16 protein-coding genes are annotated in these 21,363 nt (G+C 68.9%); 15 read left to right on the top strand and 1 reads right to left on the bottom strand.

Annotation, left to right across the window (positions count from 1 at the left end; all coding sequences use genetic code 11):
• The first annotated feature begins 58 nt into the window (after positions 1-58).
• The 3 genes from ABWO17_RS06380 (at position 59) to ABWO17_RS06370 (ending at position 3,416) form a co-directional block, all read left to right on the top strand.
• A complete protein-coding gene (locus ABWO17_RS06380; protein WP_353116772.1) occupies positions 59-1,642 on the top strand; it encodes a hypothetical protein in 1,584 nt (527 codons plus the stop codon).
• A 505-nt stretch (positions 1,643-2,147) separates the two neighbouring features.
• Positions 2,148-2,351 (top strand): hypothetical protein, encoded by a 204-nt coding sequence (locus ABWO17_RS06375; protein ID WP_353116770.1) that lies wholly within the window; start codon positions 2,148-2,150, stop codon positions 2,349-2,351.
• Positions 2,352-2,357: 6 nt separating this feature from the next.
• The gene (locus ABWO17_RS06370; protein ID WP_502914880.1) at positions 2,358-3,416 is read left to right on the top strand and encodes a ubiquinone/menaquinone biosynthesis methyltransferase; all 1,059 of its coding nucleotides are present in this window, start codon (positions 2,358-2,360) and stop codon (positions 3,414-3,416) included.
• Positions 3,417-3,495: 79 nt separating this feature from the next.
• Here ABWO17_RS06370 and ABWO17_RS06365 read toward each other — a convergent pair whose 3' ends face one another.
• Complete coding sequence (locus ABWO17_RS06365; protein ID WP_353116768.1) at positions 3,496-3,702, bottom strand: DUF2065 domain-containing protein; 207 nt, start codon at positions 3,700-3,702, stop codon at positions 3,496-3,498.
• A 220-nt stretch (positions 3,703-3,922) separates the two neighbouring features.
• Here ABWO17_RS06365 and ABWO17_RS06360 point away from each other — a divergent pair, with 220 nt between their 5' ends.
• The 12 genes from ABWO17_RS06360 to ABWO17_RS06305 all read left to right on the top strand — a co-directional run bounded on the left by ABWO17_RS06360 (position 3,923) and on the right by ABWO17_RS06305 (position 21,085).
• On the top strand, positions 3,923-5,239 hold the full coding sequence (locus ABWO17_RS06360; RefSeq protein ID WP_353116766.1) for a nucleotide sugar dehydrogenase: 1,317 nt from the start codon (positions 3,923-3,925) through the stop codon (positions 5,237-5,239).
• Positions 5,240-5,278: 39 nt separating this feature from the next.
• Positions 5,279-5,512: a hypothetical protein gene (locus ABWO17_RS06355; protein ID WP_353116764.1), complete on the top strand. Its 234-nt coding sequence runs from the start codon at positions 5,279-5,281 to the stop codon at positions 5,510-5,512.
• 36 nt (positions 5,513-5,548) lie between these two features.
• Positions 5,549-5,698 (top strand): hypothetical protein, encoded by a 150-nt coding sequence (locus tag ABWO17_RS06350; RefSeq protein WP_353116762.1) that lies wholly within the window; start codon positions 5,549-5,551, stop codon positions 5,696-5,698.
• Between the two features lie 91 nt (positions 5,699-5,789).
• Positions 5,790-6,509, top strand: coding sequence for a futalosine hydrolase (gene mqnB, locus ABWO17_RS06345; RefSeq protein ID WP_353116760.1), 720 nt, complete (start codon positions 5,790-5,792; stop codon positions 6,507-6,509).
• 119 nt (positions 6,510-6,628) lie between these two features.
• The gene (locus ABWO17_RS06340; RefSeq protein ID WP_353116758.1) at positions 6,629-7,633 is read left to right on the top strand and encodes a polyprenyl synthetase family protein; all 1,005 of its coding nucleotides are present in this window, start codon (positions 6,629-6,631) and stop codon (positions 7,631-7,633) included.
• Between the two features lie 155 nt (positions 7,634-7,788).
• The gene (locus ABWO17_RS06335) at positions 7,789-10,299 is read left to right on the top strand and encodes a sensor domain-containing diguanylate cyclase (protein WP_353116756.1); all 2,511 of its coding nucleotides are present in this window, start codon (positions 7,789-7,791) and stop codon (positions 10,297-10,299) included.
• Between the two features lie 160 nt (positions 10,300-10,459).
• The gene (locus tag ABWO17_RS06330; RefSeq protein WP_353116754.1) at positions 10,460-11,302 is read left to right on the top strand and encodes a phosphate ABC transporter substrate-binding protein; all 843 of its coding nucleotides are present in this window, start codon (positions 10,460-10,462) and stop codon (positions 11,300-11,302) included.
• A gap of 9 nt (positions 11,303-11,311) precedes the next feature.
• Positions 11,312-12,181 carry a PstC family ABC transporter permease gene (locus ABWO17_RS06325; RefSeq protein ID WP_353116752.1) on the top strand — a complete coding sequence of 290 codons (870 nt, stop codon included), beginning with the start codon at positions 11,312-11,314 and terminating at the stop codon, positions 12,179-12,181.
• Positions 12,178-13,140, top strand: coding sequence for a PstA family ABC transporter permease (locus ABWO17_RS06320; RefSeq protein WP_353116750.1), 963 nt, complete (start codon positions 12,178-12,180; stop codon positions 13,138-13,140). The genes ABWO17_RS06325 and ABWO17_RS06320 overlap by 4 nt, the downstream gene beginning before the upstream one ends.
• Positions 13,131-13,997 carry a phosphate ABC transporter ATP-binding protein gene (locus ABWO17_RS06315; RefSeq protein ID WP_353116748.1) on the top strand — a complete coding sequence of 289 codons (867 nt, stop codon included), beginning with the start codon at positions 13,131-13,133 and terminating at the stop codon, positions 13,995-13,997. Before ABWO17_RS06320 ends, ABWO17_RS06315 begins: the two co-directional genes overlap by 10 nt.
• Positions 13,998-14,522: 525 nt before the next feature.
• A complete protein-coding gene (locus ABWO17_RS06310) occupies positions 14,523-17,537 on the top strand; it encodes an AIR synthase-related protein (RefSeq protein ID WP_353116746.1) in 3,015 nt (1,004 codons plus the stop codon).
• Between the two features lie 278 nt (positions 17,538-17,815).
• On the top strand, positions 17,816-21,085 hold the full coding sequence (locus ABWO17_RS06305) for a response regulator (protein ID WP_353116744.1): 3,270 nt from the start codon (positions 17,816-17,818) through the stop codon (positions 21,083-21,085).
• Positions 21,086-21,363 lie beyond the last annotated feature (278 nt).

Raw genomic sequence — 21,363 nt, 5'->3', positions numbered from 1 at the left:
TGCCGGACAGGTGCGCGAGCGCCGCAACCGTTACCGAAGGTTTGCCCAAGGGTCTGTCATGTCTCGCACCGACGATGCCCACCTGACGGCCGACGAGGACATCATCGAGCTTACCGACATCATCGAGAAGGGCAACGCGCCGCTGGCGCAGCCCGGCTCCGATGTCGCGAGCTTCGAGAAGGAACTCGAAGACCTGTTCTCAGACGGCGGCGGCCTGGAATCGCTGACGGGGTACGATGCCCTTGATGCCGACATCGCGCCTCCGCCTCCCGCCGCGTCCCCGGCAGCCTCCATGACGCCGGACGACTATGCCCGCGACGGCGATGCCGGACCGGACGCCGGAATGGACGCCAGCATGGACGCCGACATCGATGCCCTGCTGAACAGCATCGGCGACCTGCCGGATACCCCGGAGCCAATTCCGGCCCAGGCGCCAGCCGCCCCCAAGGCCCCCGCCGCCCACCACGACGCAGAGGAGGCTCCCTCCATGGCCGCCAAGCCCGTCTCGTCCACGCCATCGGCCATCACCGGCCGCCCCGTCGACCCGGACGAGAAACTGTCCATGCCCGACATGACCGACGTGGACGCCCTGCTCGGCGACCTGGGCGCACCCACCGCCGCCGACCTGACGTCGGGCGATTCCGGCTCGACCATGGGCGACGACGACATCGACGCGCTCATTTCCGGGATGGACGCCAAGGCGCCCTCCGCGCCCCCGGCACCCGCCGCCCCGTCAGCCGCGCCGCAGAAGCCCGCCAGCCAGCCCGACAGGGCCGATCTGGTGGACGTGGCGGACCTGGACGCCCTGCTGGAGGACATGCTGGGAGCCAGCGGCAAGGCCGCGACACCCGCGCCCGAGCCCGAACCGGCCCCCGCCGCGCCTGGACAGCAGGAAGAAATGGACCCCTTCGAGGCCGCCCTGGCGGCCAGCGCGGCGCAGCCTTCCGTTGCCCCGCCCGACGAGCCCCCGGCAGACGGCGACCCCTTTGAAGCCGCCCTGGCCGCTGCCGCCACGGCCGCCGCCATGGCCGCGCCAGAGCCGCCCCGGCCCGCGCCCAAAGCCCAGCCTGCGCAGGCTCCTGCCGATATGGCCGACATTCCCATGCATGCGGAGATGCCCGATGCGCCTGCGGAACCCGAGGCAGGGGACAGCCCCGCAGGGTATGCCGCCCGCATCGAGGCGCTGGAAGCCTCGCTGGCCAGCCTGGCCGAACAGCGTGCCGAAGAGCGCGCCGCCCGCGAGGCGCTGGAAACGCGCCTTACGGCCATGGAATCGCTGGCCGACGCCGCCCCCGCACTTTCTGAAGACACGCTGACCGAACTGCTGGAACCACTGCTGGCTCGCTCCCTGAACGAAGACGGTCCGTTCGCCCCGTTGGTGGACCACGTGCGCACCGCCCTGGCCGAAGACCTGGACGCCCGCATCGAGGAACGCCTGGCGCCCCTGCGCGAGCGTCTTGAAGGCACCAGCGAGACGGGCGGTGCCGAAGGAACCGGTGTGGAAGGCATCACCCAGGCGGACCTGGACATGCTGGCCGCCGACCTGCGCGCCACGTTGCAGGCCGAGACGGACAAGGCCGCCGCTGCCGCCGCCGCACGGATCATCCGCGAGGAAATCGCCGCGCTGGCCGAAGCCCTGTAACCGCCCGCCGTGCCAACGCACGGACGCGCCCCCAATGGACAGCGGGGCAGCACGCGACGCAGCACGCACCACATCATGAAGGGCGGGGCCGGAACATCCGGTCCCGCCCTTTCGCGTGCGGTGCCGGGACCTGCGCGGGAAGCCCGCCGCAAAGCCTGCCCTGCCGGGCCTCGACGGGCGCGGGACGCAATGCTATAGACGCCTGAAAAAAGAGGGATGGCTCGCCGGTTATTCCTCTTTCACCCGTCCGGTCTTCGTCCGCTGTGGTCGAGACCATTCCCCCACGGGCGGGTTTTTCTTTTTTTCGGCGGCGTGGCCGCCCTGGTTCCCAGCCGGACACCTCGGTCCCGGCCCCGGTCGGCACGCTGGCCAAAGCACCAGACGCAAGCGCGGGCAACCGCCCCGGCCACCGGGCACGGCCCCATCGCGGAGCCGCTTCGACACCGCACTCTCGCCGGGCGCCCGGCAGACAGCACCCAAGGGACCGCACCCCAAAGGATTGCACATGGACAAGATTCGCAAGGAAGCCCTGCAGGTGACCAAGGAAATCGTGGTCAAGTTCATCGAAACCCAACGGGTTTCCCCGGCGAGCCTGGGCGAGGTGTTTCCCTCCATCTACCGCGTGGTGCTGGAATCCATAGCCACCGACGGCGCGCGCGACGGCCAGTCCCCGCTCCCCACGGCCTCCACCGGCACCGAGCGGGAGTAGCCGCGCATGGACCGTACCGCCACCTGCCCGCATGCCGCCCCGGCGCCCAAGGACAGCAACCGCCAGCCCGATCCGTGCGGGCATGCCCGCAACGTTTCCGGCATGTTCGGGCGCATCGCCGACTGGTACGACCTGCTGAACCGCGTGCTCAGCGGCGGGCTGGACAAGTACTGGCGCTACCGCCTGGTGCGCCACGTGGTGCCCGGCCCCACGGGCCGCGTGCTGGACCTGGCGGCGGGCACCCTGGACGTTTCGCTGGAAATCGTGCGCCAGCACCCCGGTACCCGCGTGCCCGCCCTGGACTTCTGCCGCCCCATGCTGCAACGCGGGCGGGGCAAGCTGTTCGGTGAAACGGCGCGCGCCATCTGGCCCGCCACCGCCGACGGTCGCCGCCTGCCCCTGGCCGACGCCAGCGTGGACTGCGTGACCATCGCCTTCGGCATCCGCAACATCCTGCCCCGGTCGGAAGCCTTTGCCGAGATTCTGCGGGTGCTGGTGCCCGGCGGGCGGCTGTGCGTGCTGGAATTCGGCACCGGCAAGACCCCGGTGTGGCGCGGCCTGTACAATTTCTACCTCAACCGGGTGCTGCCCATGGTGGGCAAGGCCGTTTCCGGCGATTCCGGCGCCTACCGCTACCTGGCCGATACCATCATGGCCTTTCCCACCGCCGACGAACTGGCCGGGGAAATGACGGAAGCGGGCTTTGGCCGGGTGTTCCACCTGCCGCTGACCTCGGGTATCGTGCGGTTGCACGTGGCCGAAAAGCCCCTTGCCCCGGCGACCGTACCCCGGCAGGCGGAAACAGCCACGCAGGAACGGCCCGCAGCCAGGGCGCGCAAGGCAGCACCAGCTACGTCCGCCATGGCGAAAGCACCGGGTCAGGACGCGGCAGCCAAGGCCGACAGCGCGGCAAAGGGCGGCACGTCGGTAAAAACCGGCACGACGCCCGACGGACAGGGCGCGCGCGGCACGGAGCAGGCCACCCTGCCCGGCGCGGCCACGCAGCAAACGGCAAAAAGGAAACGCGGCGCCAGCGGCGCCAAGGCGGGGAAGAAGGCGCGCTAGCCGCACGAAGGGCGAAGGCCGGGGACAGGAGACGTCAGGTCGGCATGCGCCGGACTGGCATGCGCCGGACAGGCATGCGTCAGGCCAGCATGCGCCGGGCCAGCCAGACCACCAGCACGCCCACGCACATGGCCGCAATGCCCATGCCCCGCAGCATGGCCGGGGGCTGGTCGGACAGCGACCGCAACACGGGGCGCATCCGTTCGGCAAACAGGACGTACGGAATGCTTTCGATGACGAAGGCAAGGCCCACGGCGCAGAGCAGGGTATTCCAGTCGATATGCATGGAAGCCTTCTCACACGGTGGCACCGCCCGTGGCAACCCCCTGCCGCCAACACAGCTTTCCGCCGACAGCCACGTCGGCATGCCCGGTCCGGGCGAACTCCGCAGCAGGGCAACTCCGGCCCATCCGAAAATGATCGGCAGGCAACGGAAGGCGACCGGCCACAATCGGCAGCAATCGGCCCGCAGGGCCGGACACAGGATAGCCAACAGAGTGAACGACATGACCACTTTTGATGCAATCGCGCGCCGCGAATCTCCCGTGGCTGTGGTGGGCCTGGGCTATGTGGGCCTGCCCCTGGCGGTGTCACTGGCCCGCCGCTTCGACGTCATCGGCTTCGACATTGCGCAGGGCCGCGTGGACGAACTGACCGCCGGACACGACCGCACCGGCGAAGTGGCCGACGCGGACCTTGCCGCCACCTCCGCCCGCTTCACCTGCGATGGCGCCGCCCTGGCCGCCGCCGGGGTGATCATCGTGGCCGTGCCCACGCCCATCGACAGCCATCGCAACCCCGACCTGACCCCCGTGGAAAGGGCCTCCGCCACCGTGGGCCGCCACATGTCGCGCGGCTGCGTGGTGGTGTACGAATCCACCGTGTACCCCGGCGTCACCGAAGACGTCTGCGTGCCCATCCTGGAGCGCGAATCGGGCCTGGTCTTCGGGCGCGACTTCACCGTGGGCTACTCGCCGGAACGCATCAACCCCGGCGACAAGGTGCACACCCTGGAAACCATCATGAAGGTGGTCTCCGGCAGCGATGCCCCCACCCTGGACCTGCTGGCCGGGCTGTACGGCAGCGTGGTCACCGCCGGGGTGCACCGCGCCGCCAGCATCAAGGTGGCAGAGGCCGCCAAGGTCATCGAGAACACCCAGCGCGACCTGAACATCGCGCTGATGAACGAGCTTTCGCTTATCTTCGACCGTCTGGGCATCGACACCCTGGAAGTGCTGGAGGCAGCGGGAACCAAATGGAACTTCCTGCCCTTCCGGCCCGGTCTGGTAGGCGGCCACTGCATCGGCGTGGACCCGTACTACCTCACCTTCAAGGCAGAGGAACTGGGCTACCACCCGCAGGTCATCCTGGCGGGCCGCCGCATCAACGACGGCATGGGCAAGCACGTGGCCGAAACCGCCGTCAAGCAGATGATCAGGGCGGGCTGTCGCGTGGACGGCGCACGGGTGGGCATTCTGGGGCTGACCTTCAAGGAGGACGTGCCCGACCTGCGCAACACCCGCGTGGTGGACGTGGTGGCCGAACTGCGCGAATACGGGGTGACGACACTGGTGCACGACCCCATGGCCGAAGCTGCGGAAGCCCGGCACGAGTACGGACTGGACCTTGCGTCACTGGATGATTTCACGCAGCTCGACGCGCTGATCCTGGCCGTGGGCCACAAGGCCTACCGTGCACTTCCCCTGTCCGCCATGCGCGGCTGGTTCGCCACGCCCGACCGCGCCCTGCTGCTGGACCTGAAGGGCCTGCACAACGCGCAGGCAGCGGAAGAGGCCGGATTTTTCGCTTACTGGCGTCTGTAACGGGCCCAGCGCGCCCTCGGCCCAAAGGACGTGAACGCCATGCTCGCCAGCCAACGACGCAAACGCCTGCCCCCGGCCCCCGACGACGCCACGCTGCGCGCGGCCCTGCGCCGCACCGAGGAAAAAGGGAAAGGCGGCGGCGACCAGGAAAGCGCGGACGCGTCCCCCCCGGGTCCCGCCTGCGCGCTGATGCCGGGCATTCCGCGCGGCACCCTGCTGTGCGAACTGCCCCCGCGCGACGTGCCGGTGGTGCTGTGCTGGGACGACTGCTGACGAGGCCTGCAGGAAGCGAGTTCGCTTCTGCGTTCCATGCCTGCGGGCGGGCAACTGCTGCTGGACATGGCGCCCAACCAGATGGGCAGCGCGCGGCACATCGCCCGCATCCGGCAGGCCGACGTGGTGGGCATGCCCTGCGCCACCGCCGAGGGGCATTTGCGACTGCTGCTGCGCAAGCGGTAAGGCCCAACACAGCGGTTTTACACCGGTAAAATCCGCCGCGAAACAACGATACACCCGGCGCACCCGCGCCGTTCATGGACAGCCTTCACGCATGAGTCTTGTCATCGCCACCGCCACCACCCGTGAAATGAAGGCCGTGCTCACCGGCTTCAACGGGCGGGGCCGCGTGGGCTGCGCCCTGCCCGGACCGGGCGAGGCCTGCCCTTCGCCCGTCAACGGGCGCAACTGCCTGCTGCTGGTCACCGGCGTGGGGCCGGTCAACGCGGCCCTGTCGCTGGGCCGGGTGCTTGGCGCGCACCGTGGCGTGCGCGGCGTGCTCAACCTTGGCGTGGCGGGCACCTTCGACGTGCTGCGCGCTCCGCTGGGCAGCGCCGTGCTCGCGTCCGCCGAGGTGTGGCCGGAATACGGCCTGGCGGGCGACGACGGCGTGGACCCGCAAGGCATCGCCTTTCCCCTGGCCGAAGGCCCGGCGGGCCCGGTGTGGGACCGCGTGGACCTTGCGCCGGAGGTACTGTTCGAACAATGGCACCTTGCCATGCCCGCTACCGTGCGCAACGGCGTTTCGCTGACCGTGGCCGGAGTTTCCGGCACCCCGGCGCGGGCAGAGGCCATGCGCCATCGCCACGCCCCGCTGATGGAGAACATGGAGGGCTTCGCCCTGGCCCTGGCCTGCCTGCGCCACGCCCTGCCCTTTGCCGAACTGCGCACCATGTCCAACATCGTGGGCTCGCGCGCGGCAGAGGACTGGGCGCTGGAAGGGGCGCTGGACGCCCTGGGCACCCTGGCCCGCGAACTTTTCCTGACCGACTGACGACCCCATTCCGGTGCGCGGCCTCCCCGAACCCGCGCGCCCATACACGCAGCCCATACACGCCGGTCCAGACGCGCCAGTTCTGGACATGCCCGGCCGCAAGCCCTACGGACATTCCCATGCTGAAGCTCAAAGCCTATCTGGCCACGGAACTGCCGCGCATCAACAAGACGCTCGACGCCGAGGTGGCCGTGCTCCACCCGCTGGTGCGCCCCGTGGCCGAACACGTGCTGCGCGCGGGCGGCAAGCGGCTGCGTCCCCTGCTGACCCTGCTGACCGCACGGACCTTGCGAACGGGGGGCGCGGAAGGCGGCGGCCTGTTCCGCACGGGCTCCGGCCCGGACCTGTACCCGCTGGCGTGTTCCGTGGAGTTGCTGCACTCGGCCACCCTGCTGCACGACGACATTCTGGACGGCGCCGACCTGCGGCGCGGCCTGCCCGCCGCGCACACCGTGTTCGGCCAGACGGAAACCGTACTGGCCGGAGACGCCCTGCTGGCCCTGGCCAACCGCATCGTGGCCCGCTACGGCGACACCCGGCTTACCGAGACCATCGCCGAAGCCATCGTGCAGACGGCCACCGGCGAAATCGTGGAGATCGCCCACCAGCGCTCCACCGACCACGGGCACGATACCTACATCGACATCATCACCGGCAAGACCGCGTGGATGCTGCGCGCCTCGTGCGAGTTGGGCGCCCTTGCGGCGCAGGCCCCGGACGAGGCCGTGCAGGCCGCCGCCGGGTTCGGCCTGAACCTCGGCATCGCCTTCCAGATCGTGGACGACGCGCTGGACTTCGCGGCCTCGTCCAAGGACACCGGCAAGCCCGTGGGCGGCGACCTGCGCGAGGGCAAGCTGACCCCGCCGCTGATCTACTACCTTGAAACACTGGCGCAGCCCGAACGCGATGCGTTCGTAACGCGGTTCCGGCAAGGCTCCTTCGATGATGCAGCGGTGGCCGAGGTCGCGGCCGACCTGCGGGCGCGCGGCTGCGACGCCAAGACGCGCGAACTGGCCGCCAGCTATCTGGACAAGGCATCGGCCTGCCTTGATGCATTGCCCGATACGTCGGAACGTCGTATCCTGCGCCAAAGCATCGACTACGTCCTCAATCGCGGCACGTAGTTCCGGGACGCGGTTCACCGCACCACACGGACGGCCATGCCGCCCTGAAACGCACCGGAATACGCCCCGAAGACATCCGAAAACGCGCGCCCCCCTTCGCCGAAGGGGTTGCCGCAACGCGATGCACCACGCAATCCCCCACACCGGAGGGGCGCATGACTGTTCCGCAGGGTCGGCACATGGCCGACGAAGACGCCATCAATCGCTGCCTGCAACTCACCTTTCCCCCGGTCATGGTGCAACTGGTGCAGGCACTGGTGGCGCCGTTTCCCGAATTTTCCACCATCGCCCGCATCCTGGCCATGGACCCCATGCTGGCCGCCGCCGTGCTGAACCTGGTCAACTCGCCCTACTACGGGCTGGGCACCAAGGTTTCCGACCTGCAACGGGCCGCCACGGTGCTGGGCACCCGAGAAATCCTCAAACTGGCCCTGTCGCTGTCGTTCCAGAAGCGGGTGAGCAACGAGCTGAAGCGCCCGCAGCAGGCCATGTACCAGGACTGGCGGCTGGTGGTCTGGTCGTCCATCGCGGCGGAACAGATCGCCCTGCGGGTGCAGCCCGACACGGCCCACCTGGCCTACCTTGCCTCGCTGCTGAAAGACCTTGCCCTGTTCATGCACCTGTGCTCGGCCGATGAAGACCCGGTGCTGCGCGGCAAGGCCTGCATCACCAGCCTGGAACGCGACCAGCTGTCGCTGGAAAACACCTGCTGGGGTGCCGACCACGCGGCCATGGCCCGCAACATCATCCACCACTGGGGCCTGCCCGAAGCCATCGCCGACGCCATCGCCAGCCACCACGACCTGGACGGCGTGCCCCACCACCCGCCCCTGACCCAGGCGGTGATTTTGGGCACGCAGTGGGCCGACCTGCTGCACGGACAGGCCACCCACCCCGCGCTGATCATCCAGTTCGAGATGCTGCTGCGCACCCGCCTTTCGCTGGATGACCAGGGGCTGGAAAACCTGCGCGAGGCCTGCGCCCAGCGCTTCAAGTCCATGCTGGCCCAACTGGCCATTCAGGACCGCCCGGCGGGCACCCGGCTGTACGAACAGTCGCTGGAAACCCTGCAATCCTTCTACTTCCTGGGGGCGGAACTGTCGCACGTGGCCGGCGGGCTGCCTTCGCTGGCGGCCACCCTGGGGCGGCAGCTGCGCTGGTACTGGAACGTGCAGCGCTGGGAGGTGGCCCTGCGCATGCCCGGCGGCGAAGAGTACCTGCTGTTCAGCGGCGACGAGACCACCCCGGTGCCCCGCCAGGCCGGTCCCGCCCCCTTCGCCCGGCTGCCCTGGCAGTCCGGGCAGGAACGGGTGCCCCTGTCCGCCTCGGGCATCGACTGGGGCCAACTGCGCCTGCCCAAGGACGCCCTGGCCCCTGCCCGCAAGTCCGCCCTGCTGGTGTACTGCCACTTCATGGCCATGGCGCTGGAAAACTACTACCGCCAGCAGGCCGTGCTGGAGGCCAAGGCCGAAACCCTGGACGCCCTGCCCCTGGGCGTGGCCCGGTTGGACCGCGAAGGGTTGCTGGTGGAAGCCAACCGGCGCTTTCTGGACTATGTGGGCCGTGACGAACTGGCCCCCCGCACCCCGGTGCGCCCCTTGCTGTCCGAAGCGCTGGGGCTGGACTTCGGCCCGGAATGGCAGGCCTTCACCGACGAGGGAGGCCCGGCGTTCATCAGCCGCCTGTTCTGCCCCACCGATGCGGCGGGCAGGCGCATGGGCGCCCCGTGCGCCTATGTTTCGCTGCACCGCCGCCGCGATGCCTCGCACGATGACGTGCTGCTGCTCATCGAGGACGTGACGGAAATTTCCGACGTGGACGTGCAGAACCTGCGCCAGCGCGACTTTCTGGAACGGCTGCTCGATTCCATGCAGGAAATCGTGCTTACGGTGGACCGCACGGGCCATATCTCGTGGGCCTCGCGCCGATGCGCCGGGCTGCGGGGCAAGAACCTGTTCGCCTCGTCGCGCCCCACGGCCACCTTTACCGACACCTGGGACGCGGCCTACCTGTCCGGAGCGTCACCGGCGGCCCCGGTGGAAGCGGTGCTGGAACTGGGCGACGGCAGCATGGGCCTGTTCGAACTGCTCTTTTCCGCGCTGGACACGCGCGAACACGAAGGCCCGGCCTTTCTGGTGGTGGGGCGCGACCTGACCAGCATCCGCCGCCTGGAAGAAAAGGTGAAGCAGCAGGCCATGTACGATGGCCTGACCGGGCTGTTCAACCATTCGCAGTTCCACATGATCCTGGAACGCGAAATGGAACGCAGCCGCCGCACCAACCGCCAGTTGGGGCTGATCTTCTTCGACCTAGACCGGTTCAAGGCCATCAACGACACCTACGGGCACCAGGCGGGCGACACGGTGCTGCGCCGCGTGGCGGCGGGCATCAGCGCGGTGGTGCGCAAGGGAATGGACTTTCCCTGCCGTTACGGCGGCGACGAGTTTGCCGTGGTGGTCACCGAGGTGACCCCCGAAATCATGGAGGGCCTTGCCCGGCGCATCCGCGAAGGGGTGGTGACCAGTTGCAAGGGCGCCGTGGACCTGAGCATGGGCCTTGCCCTGTTGACGCCTGCGGACACGGGTGAAAGCCTGGTCCAGCGGGCCGACCGGGCCAGCTATGCCGCCAAGAAGATGGAGGGGGTCAAGGCGCGCTGGGCCGAGTAGGGCTTGCAGCAGCACATCCCGCGACCATTCAAGGCCGCGTGCATAGATTTAGGCTATGCATGCGGCCTTATTCCATTTGAACTGTCGATTTCGCGTAACCTCCTCGCGCTGTTAGCATCCGCTCACACATCATTTCATCCCGTCACCGCAAGGAGGGTGTATGCGCCATCTTCGTGCCGTCCTGTCCCTGGTCATGGTTCTGGCTCTGGGCCTTGCCACCGTTTCCGCCGCCGCGCCGCTGGATGCCTTCGCGCCCCAATCCGGCCTCACCGGCTCCCTCGACATCGCCGGGGGCACCGCGCACATCCCGGTCATGAAGGAGGCCGCCAAGCGCATCATGACCGTGAACCCGGCCCTGCGCATTTCCGTGGCGGGTGGCGGCTCCGGCGTGGGCGTGCAGCAGGTGGGCGAGGGCCTCGTGGCCATCGGCAACACCGGCCGCCCCCTCACCGAGGCGGAAGTGCAGAAGTACGGCCTGCAATCCTTCCCCTTCGCCATCGACGGCGTGGCCGTGGTGGTCAGCCCGGCCAACCCGGTCACCGGTCTTACCGGCAAGCAGGTGGGCGACATCTTCGCGGGCACCGTCACCAACTGGAAGGACGTGGGCGGCAAGGACGCCCCCATCACCCTGTACTCCCGCGAGGACGGTAGCGGCACCCGCGAGGTGTTCGTGGAAAAGGCCCTGAAGAAGGGGCCGCAAGCCGCCACGGCCAACGTGGTGAACTCCAACGGCGCCATGAAGACCGCCGTCGCCCAGGACCCCAACGCCATCGGCTACGTGGGCATCGGGCACCTTGGCGAAACCATCAAGGGGCTGCACTTCGACGGCATGGTTCCCACGCAGGACAACGCGGCCAGCGGTGCCTACACCGTCACCCGCAAGCTGTACATGAACACCAAGGGCGCGCCGCAGGGCCTGGCCAAGGCATTCATCGACTACATCTTCAGCGCCGAAGGACAGGAAATCACCAAGGCCAGCGGCTACATCCCGCTCGACAGGTAAGCCCCGCCCATGCGTGACGGAAACGTGCCCTCCGCGCTGCGGTGCGCCGCCGCCGTCACGGTGCTGGGCATTGCCGCCGTGTTCGGTTTCGTCACCGTATATGCCCTGCCCGTGCTGCTGAGCGGGCAGGGCCTTGCCGTGCTGTCCTGGCGCTGGCTGCCCGCTGCAGGGCAGTTCGGCATCCTGCCCATGGTCTGCGGCTCGGTGCTGCTTTCGTGCTCTGCCCTGCTGCTGGGCTGGCCGCTGGCCCTCGGCCTGTGCGGCTGGCTGCACGGGCTTGGCCCCGCCCGGCCCGCCCGCGCCCTGCGCCAACTGGTGCACGGCATGGCAGCGGTGCCCACGGTGGTCTACGGCTTCGTCTCGGTGTTCCTGCTGGTGCCGCTGGTACGGCGGGCCGGGCAGGGGTCCGGCCTGTGCTGGCTGACCGCCGCGCTGGTGCTGGCCCTGCTGGTGCTGCCCACCATGGTGGTGATCATGGATGCCGCCCTGCGCGAACAGGGCCGGTCGTTGCGGCTCACTGGGGCGGCGCTGGGCCTTTCGCCCACGCAGGTCTTTGCCCACGTCATGCTGCCGGGGGCGCGACGCTGGCTGGTCACGGCGGGGGTGTTCGGCTTTGGCCGAGCCATGGGCGACACCCTGATTCCGCTGATGCTGGCGGGCAACGCACCCGGCGTGCCTGCGTCACCCTTCGACGCCCTGCGCACCCTCACCGCGCACATGGCGCTGGTCATGTCCACCGACGCGGGCAGCACCGCCTATCACTCGCTGTTCGCGGCGGGCATCCTGCTGCTGGCGGTGAGCGCGGGCGTCAGCCTGGCCGTGCGCCGCCTGCGCGGCACGGGGCAGGATTCCCTGACAGACGCAGGGTGGCGGCCATGACCGGACACCCGGTTTCGCCGCCCCCCCGGCAGTTGCTGGGCAGGCGAGTCCCGCCACAGGCCCGGCCTCGTGAACGGACGCGCGAGCGGTTGCTCACCGCGCTGGCCTGGCTGTCGGCCTTGCTGGTGGCATCCGTGGCCGCCATCGGCTGCGGCTATCTGCTGTGGCGCGGGGTGCCTACCCTTGGCCGCGCGCTCTTCTTCGGCGACACGCCCCCCCTGCTGGCCATGGCCGGGCTGCGCCCGGTGTGGGACGGCATCTGGCCCGCCTGCGCGGGCAGCCTGTACCTTGTCGGGCTGGCCACCCTGCTGGTGCTGGGGCCGGGCGTGGGCTGCGGCATCTACCTTGCCGAGTACGCGGGGCCGCGCGCCCGCCGCCACCTGGGGCTGGCCGTGGAACTGCTGGCCGGGGTGCCGTCCATCGTCATGGGGCTGTTCGGGTTCACGCTCATCCTCGTACTGCGCCGCACCTTCGTGCCGCAGGCCAACACCTGCCTGCTGCTGGCGGCGGGGTGCCTGGCCCTGCTGGTGCTGCCCCCGCTGGTGGTGTCCACGCGCGCCGCGCTGGAATCGCTGCCCCACGGATTGCGGCTGACCGGGGCGGCCCTTGGCCTGACCCGCGCGCAGACCGTGTTCCGGGTGCTGCTGCCGGAGGCCGGGCGCGGCATGCTGGGCGGGGTCATGCTGGCCATGGGCCGCGCAGCGGAAGACACGGCGGTGATCCTGCTCACCGGGGTGGTGGCCAACGCCGGGCTGCCCGCCGGGCTGCTGGCCAAGTTCGAGGCCCTGCCCTTCACCATCTATTACACCGCCGCCCAGTACCAGACCGAGGACGAACTGGCGCGCGGCTTTGGCGCGGCGCTGGTGCTGCTGGTCCTGTCCGGCTCCATGATGCTGGGTGCCGGGGCGTTGCAGAGGGTGATGGAACGCCGCCACAAGGGAGAGGATGCATGGAACTGAACCTACGCGTCCCCGAGCCGGGCCTGCGGGTAACCGGGTTGTGCGTGTCCTTCCATGGCCGCCCGGCGGTGAAAGACGCCTCGCTGGACCTGCCCCGCGCCGGGGTCACCGTGCTGCTGGGACGGTCCGGCTCGGGCAAGACCACCTTCCTGCGCGCCCTGAACCGCCTGAACGAATGCTTTCCCGGTTGCGAGACCACCGGCTCCATCGTGTTGTACCCCGGCAAAGCCGATGGCACGGGGCATGCCGACGGCGAACCCGGCACCCCATGTGACGTGCCGGGGCCTGCCGGTCCATGTGACCTGCTGGGGCCTGACGAACCGTGTGACATACTGGGGCCGAACGGCCCGGCCCTGACCGAACTGCGCCGCCGGGTGGGCATGGTCTTCCAGACGCCCAACGTGCTGCCCATGAGCATCCGTCGCAACCTGCTGCTGCCGCTGGAACTGGTGCGCGGGCAACTGCCCGACGCCCCGGCCCGCATGCAGGCCGTGCTGACCGACGTGGGCCTGTGGGACGACGTGCGCCAGCGGCTGGACCGCCCCGCCGCCCAGCTTTCCGGCGGGCAGCAGCAGCGGCTGTGTCTGGCCCGCATGCTGATCCTGCAACCGGACATCCTGCTGCTGGACGAGCCCACCGCCTCGCTGGACGCGGCCACCACCCGCGACGTGGAACAACTGGTGCGCCGCCTGGCCGCCCACCGCCCGGTGCTGATGGTGTCGCACAGCCTGGGCCAGGCCATGCGCCTGGCCGACCGGGTGGTCATCTTTGCCGACGGCAGGCCGCAACGGGAATTCACCCCCGCCGACCTCGCCGGCGATGCGGGCCGCGAGGCCCTGATGCAGGCGTTGTTGTAGCCCCCCTTGGGAACATTGCTCCGGTTTTGATTTTCTGCCACGTCATGGCCTGCGGCGAGCTGCGGCCAACCGTGCACACGCCTGATCCCCATGAGAATGGCGCTGAAGTCCTCACGACCAGCGCGCCAAAGGCCGCTACCGCCAAAACTACGGGAGCCGCGTGCGCATGCGCATTCCGCCGGGCAGATCACCCGAAGGCGCCTTGCGCCGAAGGGAAGCTGCCCGGCATTAGGAATGCGGCGCCAGAAACGCCGGGGGTCCAGGGGTGGCGAAGCCCCCCTGGAGCGCGGGGGTGCAGGGGGCTGCCGCTCAGCGGCCCCCTGCCCGCCGGAGGCATAACGAAATCGAGCGCCTCCGAACGTACTGGAGATTTTCCGTAGAAAACGCCTTCAATCAAGCCGCTACCTTCCCTCCCCCCGCTCCGCCAGCCTCGCCGCCCACCCCCTTCACGTATTTGCAAAGCGCGGCGTTTGCCTTTATGGAGAGCCAACCGCTCGCACCCCCAAACACCCTCAGGAGTCAGTCATGCTTCGGCGCATAGAAGTTGGCCTTCGGCCGCAGGTCACCGATACCGTGGGCCGCAACGTCGCCGCCAAGATCCGGGCCTCGCTGGGCCTGAACGTGGAATCCGTGCGCCTCGTCAGGGTGTTCACCGTGGATGGCCTTTCGGAAGGCGCACTGGCCCGCATGGTGGCTAAGGGCGTGCTGCACGACCCCGTATTGCAGGACGCCGCGCTGGACCTGCTGCCCGCCCCGCAGGGCGCGGCCCCGGCGGACTGGGTGCTGGAAGTGGGCTTTCGCCCCGGCGTCACCGACAACGAGGGCCGCACCGCGCGCGACACCCTGGCTCTGGTGCTGGGTGCCGACCGCCGCGCCATCGCCGTGTACACCTCGGCCCAGTTCCACGTGACCTGCGCCAGGGACACGCCCCTGTCCCGCGCGGACATGGAGCACATCGCCCGCGACCTGCTGGCCAACGAGCTCATCCAGCGCTTTGTCCTGAAAAGCCGCGACGAATGGGCAGCCGAACCCGGCTTTGTCCCGCAGGCCGCGCAGGTGACCGGGGCATCGAGCGACGAAGTTGCCATAATCCCGCTGTCCACCATGGACGACGCGGCCATGATGGCCTTCAGCCGCGAGAATACCCTGGCCCTCAGTCTGGAAGAGTTGCACGCCATCCGCGCCTACTACGCGGACCCCGCCGTGCGCCAAGGCCGCGCCGTCATGGGCCTGCCTGCCGACCCCACCGACGCGGAAATCGAAGTGCTGGCCCAGACCTGGTCCGAGCACTGCAAGCACAAGATATTTTCTGCCCGCATCGACTACGAGAACCGCGAAACGGGCCGCCGCGAGGTGGTGGACAGCCTGTACAAGACGTACATTCAGGGTTCCACCAAAACCATCCGCCAGCGCCTCGGCGATCGCGACTTCTGCCGTTCGGTGTTCAAGGATAACGCCGGGGTCATCGCCTTCAACGACACCCACGACGTGTGCATCAAGGTGGAAACCCACAACAGCCCCTCGGCGCTGGACCCCTACGGCGGCGCGCTGACCGGCATCGTGGGCGTGAACCGCGACCCCATGGGCACCGGCCTTGGCGCGGAACTCTTGTGCAACACCGACGTGTTCTGCTTTGCCTCGCCCTTCCACGAAGGCGAACTGCCCCCCCGCCTGCTGCACCCCCGCCGGGTCATGGAAGGCGTGCGCGAGGGCGTTGAGCACGGCGGCAACAAGTCGGGCATTCCCACCGTCAACGGCTCCATCGTGTTCGACGAACGCTACCTCGGCAAGCCGCTGGTGTACTGCGGCACCGTGGGCATGCTGCCCAAGGAAATTCATGGCCGCCCCGGCTGGTACAAGAAGGCCCTGCCCGGCGACATCATCGTCATGGCGGGTGGGCGCATCGGCAAGGACGGCATCCACGGGGCCACCTTCTCGTCCGAAGAACTGCACGAAGGCTCCCCGGCCACGGCAGTGCAGATCGGCGACCCCATCACCCAGCGCAAGATGTACGACTGCATCATGCGCGCCCGCGACATGGGCCTGTACAACGCCATCACCGACAACGGCGCGGGCGGCCTTTCCTCGTCCGTGGGCGAAATGGCCCAGGATACCGGCGGCTGCCGTCTGGACCTTTCGCGCGCCCCGCTGAAGTACGACGGCCTGCGCCCGTGGGAAATCCTGCTGTCGGAAGCGCAGGAACGCATGACCCTGGCCGTGCCGCCGCAAAAGCTGGACGCCTTCCTGGCCCTGGCCAAGGAAATGGACGTGGAGCTTACCCCGCTGGGCGAGTTCACCGAATCGGGGCGCTTCCACGTGGTGTACGGCGACAGGCAGGTGGCCTGCCTGGACATGGACTTCCTGCATGACGGCGTGCCCCAGATGCAACTTTCCGCCGTGTGGGAACGCCCGTCCGTCGCCCCCGAATGCGAGTGCAGGCTGAACCCGGCCCCTGCCGAGCAGGGCCCGCTGCTGCACGCCATGCTGGGCCGCCTGAACATCTGCAGCAAGGAATACCTGATCCGCCAGTACGACCACGAGGTGAAGGGCGGCAGCGTGGTGAAGCCCCTCGTCGGCGTCAAGCGCGACGGCCCGGCGGACGCCGCCGTGGTGCGCCCCCTGCTGGACAGCGAGGCGGGCATCGTGCTTTCGCACGGCATCTGCCCCAAGTTCAGCGATTACGACACCTACTGGATGATGGCCAATGCCATCGACGAGGCGGTGCGCAACGCCGTGGCCGTGGGCGGCGACCCCGACCGCATGGCCGGCACCGACAACTTCTGCTGGTGCGACCCGGTGCAGTCGGAAAAGACCCCCGACGGCCAGTACAAGCTGGCCCAACTGGTGCGCGCCAACCAGGCCCTGGCCCACTTCTGCCTTGCCTACGGGGTGCCCTGCATCTCCGGCAAGGACTCCATGAAGAACGACTACTTCGGCGGCGGGGTGAAAATCTCCATCCCGCCCACGGTGCTGTACTCGGTGCTGGGCGTCATGGATGACGTGAACCGGGCCGTCACCTCCGACTTCAAGCAGCCCGGCGACAAGGTGTACCTGCTGGGCGACACCTTCCGCGAACTGGGCGGCAGCGAAATCGCCGACCAGTTGAACACCGTGGGCGCCCAGGTGCCCCAGGTGGACGCGCTGGCCGCCATGGCCCGCTACCGCGCCCTGCACGCGGCCATCAACGCGGGCCTCGTCACCGCCTGCCACGACCTGTCCGACGGCGGCCTTGCCGTGGCCCTGGCCGAAATGGCCGTGGGCGGGCGGCTGGGCGCGCGGTGCGACATTGCCGCCGCGCCTGTTGCAGACGACATGACCGCCACGGAACTGCTGTATGCCGAATCCGCCAGCCGACTGCTGGTCACCGTGAAGCCGGGCAACGCCGCCGCCTTTGAGGCGCACTTTGCCGGGTCCGCCTGCGCCTGCATCGGCGAGGTGACGGCGGATGCCGTCCTTGCCGTCACCGCGCAGGGCGCCCCCCTGCTGGCGGAAGGCGTGGAAGGGCTGGCCCGCTCGTTCAAGGCCACCTTCAACTGGTAGCCAGCGTGCCCTTTTGACCGTTGGCGCGGGCCAGGACGGCTGCGCGACACGGCAACACACCTACATCACCTCACGGGGCGGGCCTTGCGGCCTGCCCCGTTTGTCCTTTCCGGTTTGCCCGATCCCGGTCACCCGATACGCCCGTTTCTTTGCCCCGCGGTGTCACCTTGCGCTCACGGCATGATTTGCTGTGGCGCACGGCAAAAAAGCGTGCCATGATACTGGCAGCTTCCAACGGCCGCAGCCCGGTCGTAAAGCCGTCCGCGCCAGGAGTCGCCATGCGGTCGCACATGTTCTCCATCCGCGTCACCCTGGTCTGGGTAGCCCTTCTGGCGGCCCTGCCCTCGTTCGGGGTCATCCTGTACGATTCCCACCGCTACGCCTCGCAGCTACAGGCAGAGGCAGATGCCTCGATCATGCGCACCACCAACAGCATCGCGGTGTTGCAGGAACGCGTGACCGACAGCGCCCGCCAGATACTGACCACCCTTGCCGCCCTGTCCGACGTGCGGCGGCTGGACCCCGCCGCCTGCGAAAGCATCTTCCGCGACACGCTCTCCGGCGACAACACCCTGCTGAACCTGCTCGCCATCGACATCAACGGCGACCTCGTGGCCTCGGGACGCCCCCTCGCCTCCCCCTCCGACGAAGCCCCCCTGAATTTTTCCGACCGCATGTACTTTCGCAGCGCCGTGCGCGAAAAACGCTTTTCCAGCGGCGAATACGTGGTTGCCCGTACCCTGCGGGAAGCCACCTTTCACTTCGCGTTGCCCCTCATCGACGGCGAAGGGCATGTGTACGGGGTGCTGGCGGCCCCCATCCGCCTCGACCATTACGACTCGTTCTTCGACAAGCTGCTCCTGCCGCAGGGTTCCATCCTCAGCCTGTCCGACCACCGGGGCATCCGCCTGGCCTATCGCCCCGCCATGGGCATGAATCCGCCCGGCGCTCCCATCCGGCGCGAGGCGTGGGACATGGTGCGCAGTTCGATGGACAACGGTCAGGCTACCCGCGTGGGGCTGGACGGAACCAGACGGCTGTACGGGTTCACCCGCCTGCGCCTGTATCCGGAAGCGGCCGCGTACATGAACATCATCGTGGGCCTGCCCGAAGATGCCGTGCTGGCTCCGGTGCGGGCCGCGCGCAACCGTGCCCTGCTGCTGCTCGGCGGCGCCATGGCCGTGACCCTGGCCGTGGCCTGGAGCATCGGCGGCAGGCTGGTGGCCCGGCCCCTGTCGCACATCGCCGCCACAGCCACCCGCATCGGCGAAGGCCAGTTGGGCACGCGTACCGGCATTCGCCACGACATGGGCGAAATCGGCCAGTTGGCCTTCAGCGTGGACACCATGGCCGCCATCCTCGCCAGCCGCCTGCGCGAACGCGAAGCCTTCACCGCCGAACTGCACGACAACGAGGCCCGCTACCGCGCCGTATTCGACAACGCCATGGACGCCATTCTGCTGGCCGACGCGGATACCGGCCTCATTCTGGACGCCAACCGGGCTGCCCAGCAGGTGTTCGGCTACACCCGCGATGAACTGGTGGGCATGCACCAGCGTCAACTGCACCCGGACAGGGCGCACCGCAACGGCTTTGGCGGGCGCTTCAACACCCTGCGCGAACACCCCATGGAAATGCCCGCGGAAATGCCCATGCGCACCAAGGCTGGCATAGAACGCGACATGCTGGTCAAGGCCAGGGTGCTGCGCGTGGGCAATCGCGACGTGGTCGTGGGCATGTTCCACGACATCACCGAGCGCAGGCAGTCGGAACAGCAACTGCGCGAAGTGGAGGCCCGATTCCGCTCCATCGTCGAAGGCGCCCCGCTGGGTCTCTTGCTGCTCACCCTGGACCAGGCCGAACACCTGCGCATAGAGGCGGTGAATCCCACTGCCGACACGGCCCTGCACATCACCGGCCGGAGCATGCTGGGGCGGCGGCTGACCGAGGCCCTGCCCGGCATCGCCGCCACCAACCTGCCCACCATCTTCGGCTCCATCGCCATCAAGGGCGGGACGTTCAGCGTCTCGGCCCATGCCAGCGCCGGGTGGCTGCCCGCCGGGTGGGCCTTTGTGGACCTGTGGGTATTCCGCACCGGCAGCCGCCAGATCGCGGTGATGTTCGCGGACGTCACCCGGCGCACCCGCGCCGAGGACGAACTGCGCCAGGCCAGGGATACGGCGGAGAAGGCCAACCGTTCCAAGTCGGAATTCATCGCGGTCATGAGCCACGAGGTGCGCACCCCCATCAACGGCATCATGGGCATGCTGCAACTGCTGCGCGGCACTCGGCTTTCCGACGACCAGGAAGACTGCGTGGACACGGCCCTGGGCGCCAGCCGCAACCTGCTGCGCATCCTCGACGACATCCTGGACATCTCGCGCATGGAGGCGGGCGCGCTGCCGCTGGTGGAAGAACCGTTCAGCATGGCCCAGGTGACAGAACCCGTGCACGCCATGCTGGCCCACCAGACCCAGGCCAAGGGGCTGACCTTCGAGGTGCTGACCGCCCCGGACCTGCCCGCCACGCTCATGGGCGATGCCGGGCGCATTCGCCAGGTGCTGGTGAACCTGGTGTCCAATGCGGTCAAATGCACCGACACGGGCGGAGTGCGGGTGGAAATATACCCGTTGCCGCGGTGCGGCCCGGCAGAGCGGACCTGCATCCACATGGCGGTCATCGACACGGGCGTCGGCTTCGCGCCGGAGCGGCTGCGCACCCTGTTCGACAACTACGCCACGGGCAGCGCGGCCACGGCGCGCCCCGGCGGCACGGGCCTGGGACTGGCCATCGTGCGGCGGCTCACCCGGCTCATGGGCGGCAGCATCTGCGTGGACACCGCCCCCGGCGAGGGCACCGAATTCCACATCACCCTGCCCCTGCGTACCGAAGAAGCCCCCCCCAAGGCGAGCCGCGCACCCCGACGGCCCGCAGCGCCGGACGCAACGGGCTCTGCTCCGGAAGCCGCCAGCACCCAGGGCGCCACCCCGAACGCATCACCGCCCCCCCACGCGGCGGCAAAACCAGCAAAAGAGGGCGAAACGGCAGGGGGAAAGGGTGCTGCGGGGGACCATGCCCCGGACGCCGCCGGGGATACCCCGCGCATTCTGGTGGTGGATGACGACGAGGTGAACCTGATAACCGCGCAACGGTTGCTGACCCGGCTGGGCTACGCGGCAGACCGCGCCGCCTCAGGGCGGCAGGCTCTGGAAATGCTGGGCCGCAACCGCTACGACGCGGTACTCATGGACATCCAGATGCCCGACATGGACGGGATGGACGTTACCCGGCTCATCCGCATGCGCGAGCCCGTGAGCCCCGGCACCACCCCGCCGTGGGTGCCGGTGGTGGCCCTGACCGCCCACGCCATGCTGGGCGACCGCGAGCGGTTTCTGGCGGCGGGCATGAACGACTACCTGGCCAAACCCATAGAACTCGACCAGTTGGATGCCCGCTTGCGGGCCCAATTGCGCAGCCGGCCGCAGGCACAATCGCAGACCCGCCCGGAACCCGCCCAGCCCACCGGCACCGGGTCTGGCGACCGCTGACCCGGCTTCGGGCCGCCGCCGGGCGTACCGTTCCCCCCTTGTGCAACACACCACGCCCGGTGCAACATGTCGCACCAAGCATATTCCAACTGCACGCACAACCTGTGTTTTTTTCCACCCCTGCTTGACGCAACCCCGCCCCTTGAGTACAGCGATAGCAAACGAGAACGGCGCTATACCGGGTCTTGTCGGCACGCGGCGGGGGACGACCTGAAGTCGGGCAGTGTCTGCCCCCATGCGCGGCGCGCTGCACCATGCGTCCGCCGCAACCACGCGCG

The organism is Nitratidesulfovibrio sp. (genome assembly GCF_040373385.1).
GTDB lineage: Bacteria > Desulfobacterota > Desulfovibrionia > Desulfovibrionales > Desulfovibrionaceae > Cupidesulfovibrio.
The sequence above is the reverse complement of the archived record's forward strand: the minus strand, read 5'-3'. Positions and strand labels throughout refer to the sequence as shown.

Coding starts and splice junctions, on each gene's coding strand:
- ABWO17_RS06335 (WP_353116756.1), top strand. CDS start 7,789: ATGACTGTTCCGCAGGGTCGGCACATGGCCGACGAAGACGCCATCAAT.
- ABWO17_RS06350 (WP_353116762.1), top strand. CDS start 5,549: ATGCCTGCGGGCGGGCAACTGCTGCTGGACATGGCGCCCAACCAGATG.
- ABWO17_RS06325 (WP_353116752.1), top strand. CDS start 11,312: ATGCGTGACGGAAACGTGCCCTCCGCGCTGCGGTGCGCCGCCGCCGTC.
- ABWO17_RS06370 (WP_502914880.1), top strand. CDS start 2,358: ATGGACCGTACCGCCACCTGCCCGCATGCCGCCCCGGCGCCCAAGGAC.
- ABWO17_RS06310 (WP_353116746.1), top strand. CDS start 14,523: ATGCTTCGGCGCATAGAAGTTGGCCTTCGGCCGCAGGTCACCGATACC.
- ABWO17_RS06375 (WP_353116770.1), top strand. CDS start 2,148: ATGGACAAGATTCGCAAGGAAGCCCTGCAGGTGACCAAGGAAATCGTG.
- ABWO17_RS06315 (WP_353116748.1), top strand. CDS start 13,131: ATGGAACTGAACCTACGCGTCCCCGAGCCGGGCCTGCGGGTAACCGGG.
- mqnB (WP_353116760.1), top strand. CDS start 5,790: ATGAGTCTTGTCATCGCCACCGCCACCACCCGTGAAATGAAGGCCGTG.
- ABWO17_RS06330 (WP_353116754.1), top strand. CDS start 10,460: ATGCGCCATCTTCGTGCCGTCCTGTCCCTGGTCATGGTTCTGGCTCTG.
- ABWO17_RS06320 (WP_353116750.1), top strand. CDS start 12,178: ATGACCGGACACCCGGTTTCGCCGCCCCCCCGGCAGTTGCTGGGCAGG.
- ABWO17_RS06355 (WP_353116764.1), top strand. CDS start 5,279: ATGCTCGCCAGCCAACGACGCAAACGCCTGCCCCCGGCCCCCGACGAC.
- ABWO17_RS06365 (WP_353116768.1), bottom strand. CDS start 3,702: ATGCATATCGACTGGAATACCCTGCTCTGCGCCGTGGGCCTTGCCTTC.
- ABWO17_RS06340 (WP_353116758.1), top strand. CDS start 6,629: ATGCTGAAGCTCAAAGCCTATCTGGCCACGGAACTGCCGCGCATCAAC.
- ABWO17_RS06380 (WP_353116772.1), top strand. CDS start 59: ATGTCTCGCACCGACGATGCCCACCTGACGGCCGACGAGGACATCATC.
- ABWO17_RS06360 (WP_353116766.1), top strand. CDS start 3,923: ATGACCACTTTTGATGCAATCGCGCGCCGCGAATCTCCCGTGGCTGTG.
- ABWO17_RS06305 (WP_353116744.1), top strand. CDS start 17,816: ATGCGGTCGCACATGTTCTCCATCCGCGTCACCCTGGTCTGGGTAGCC.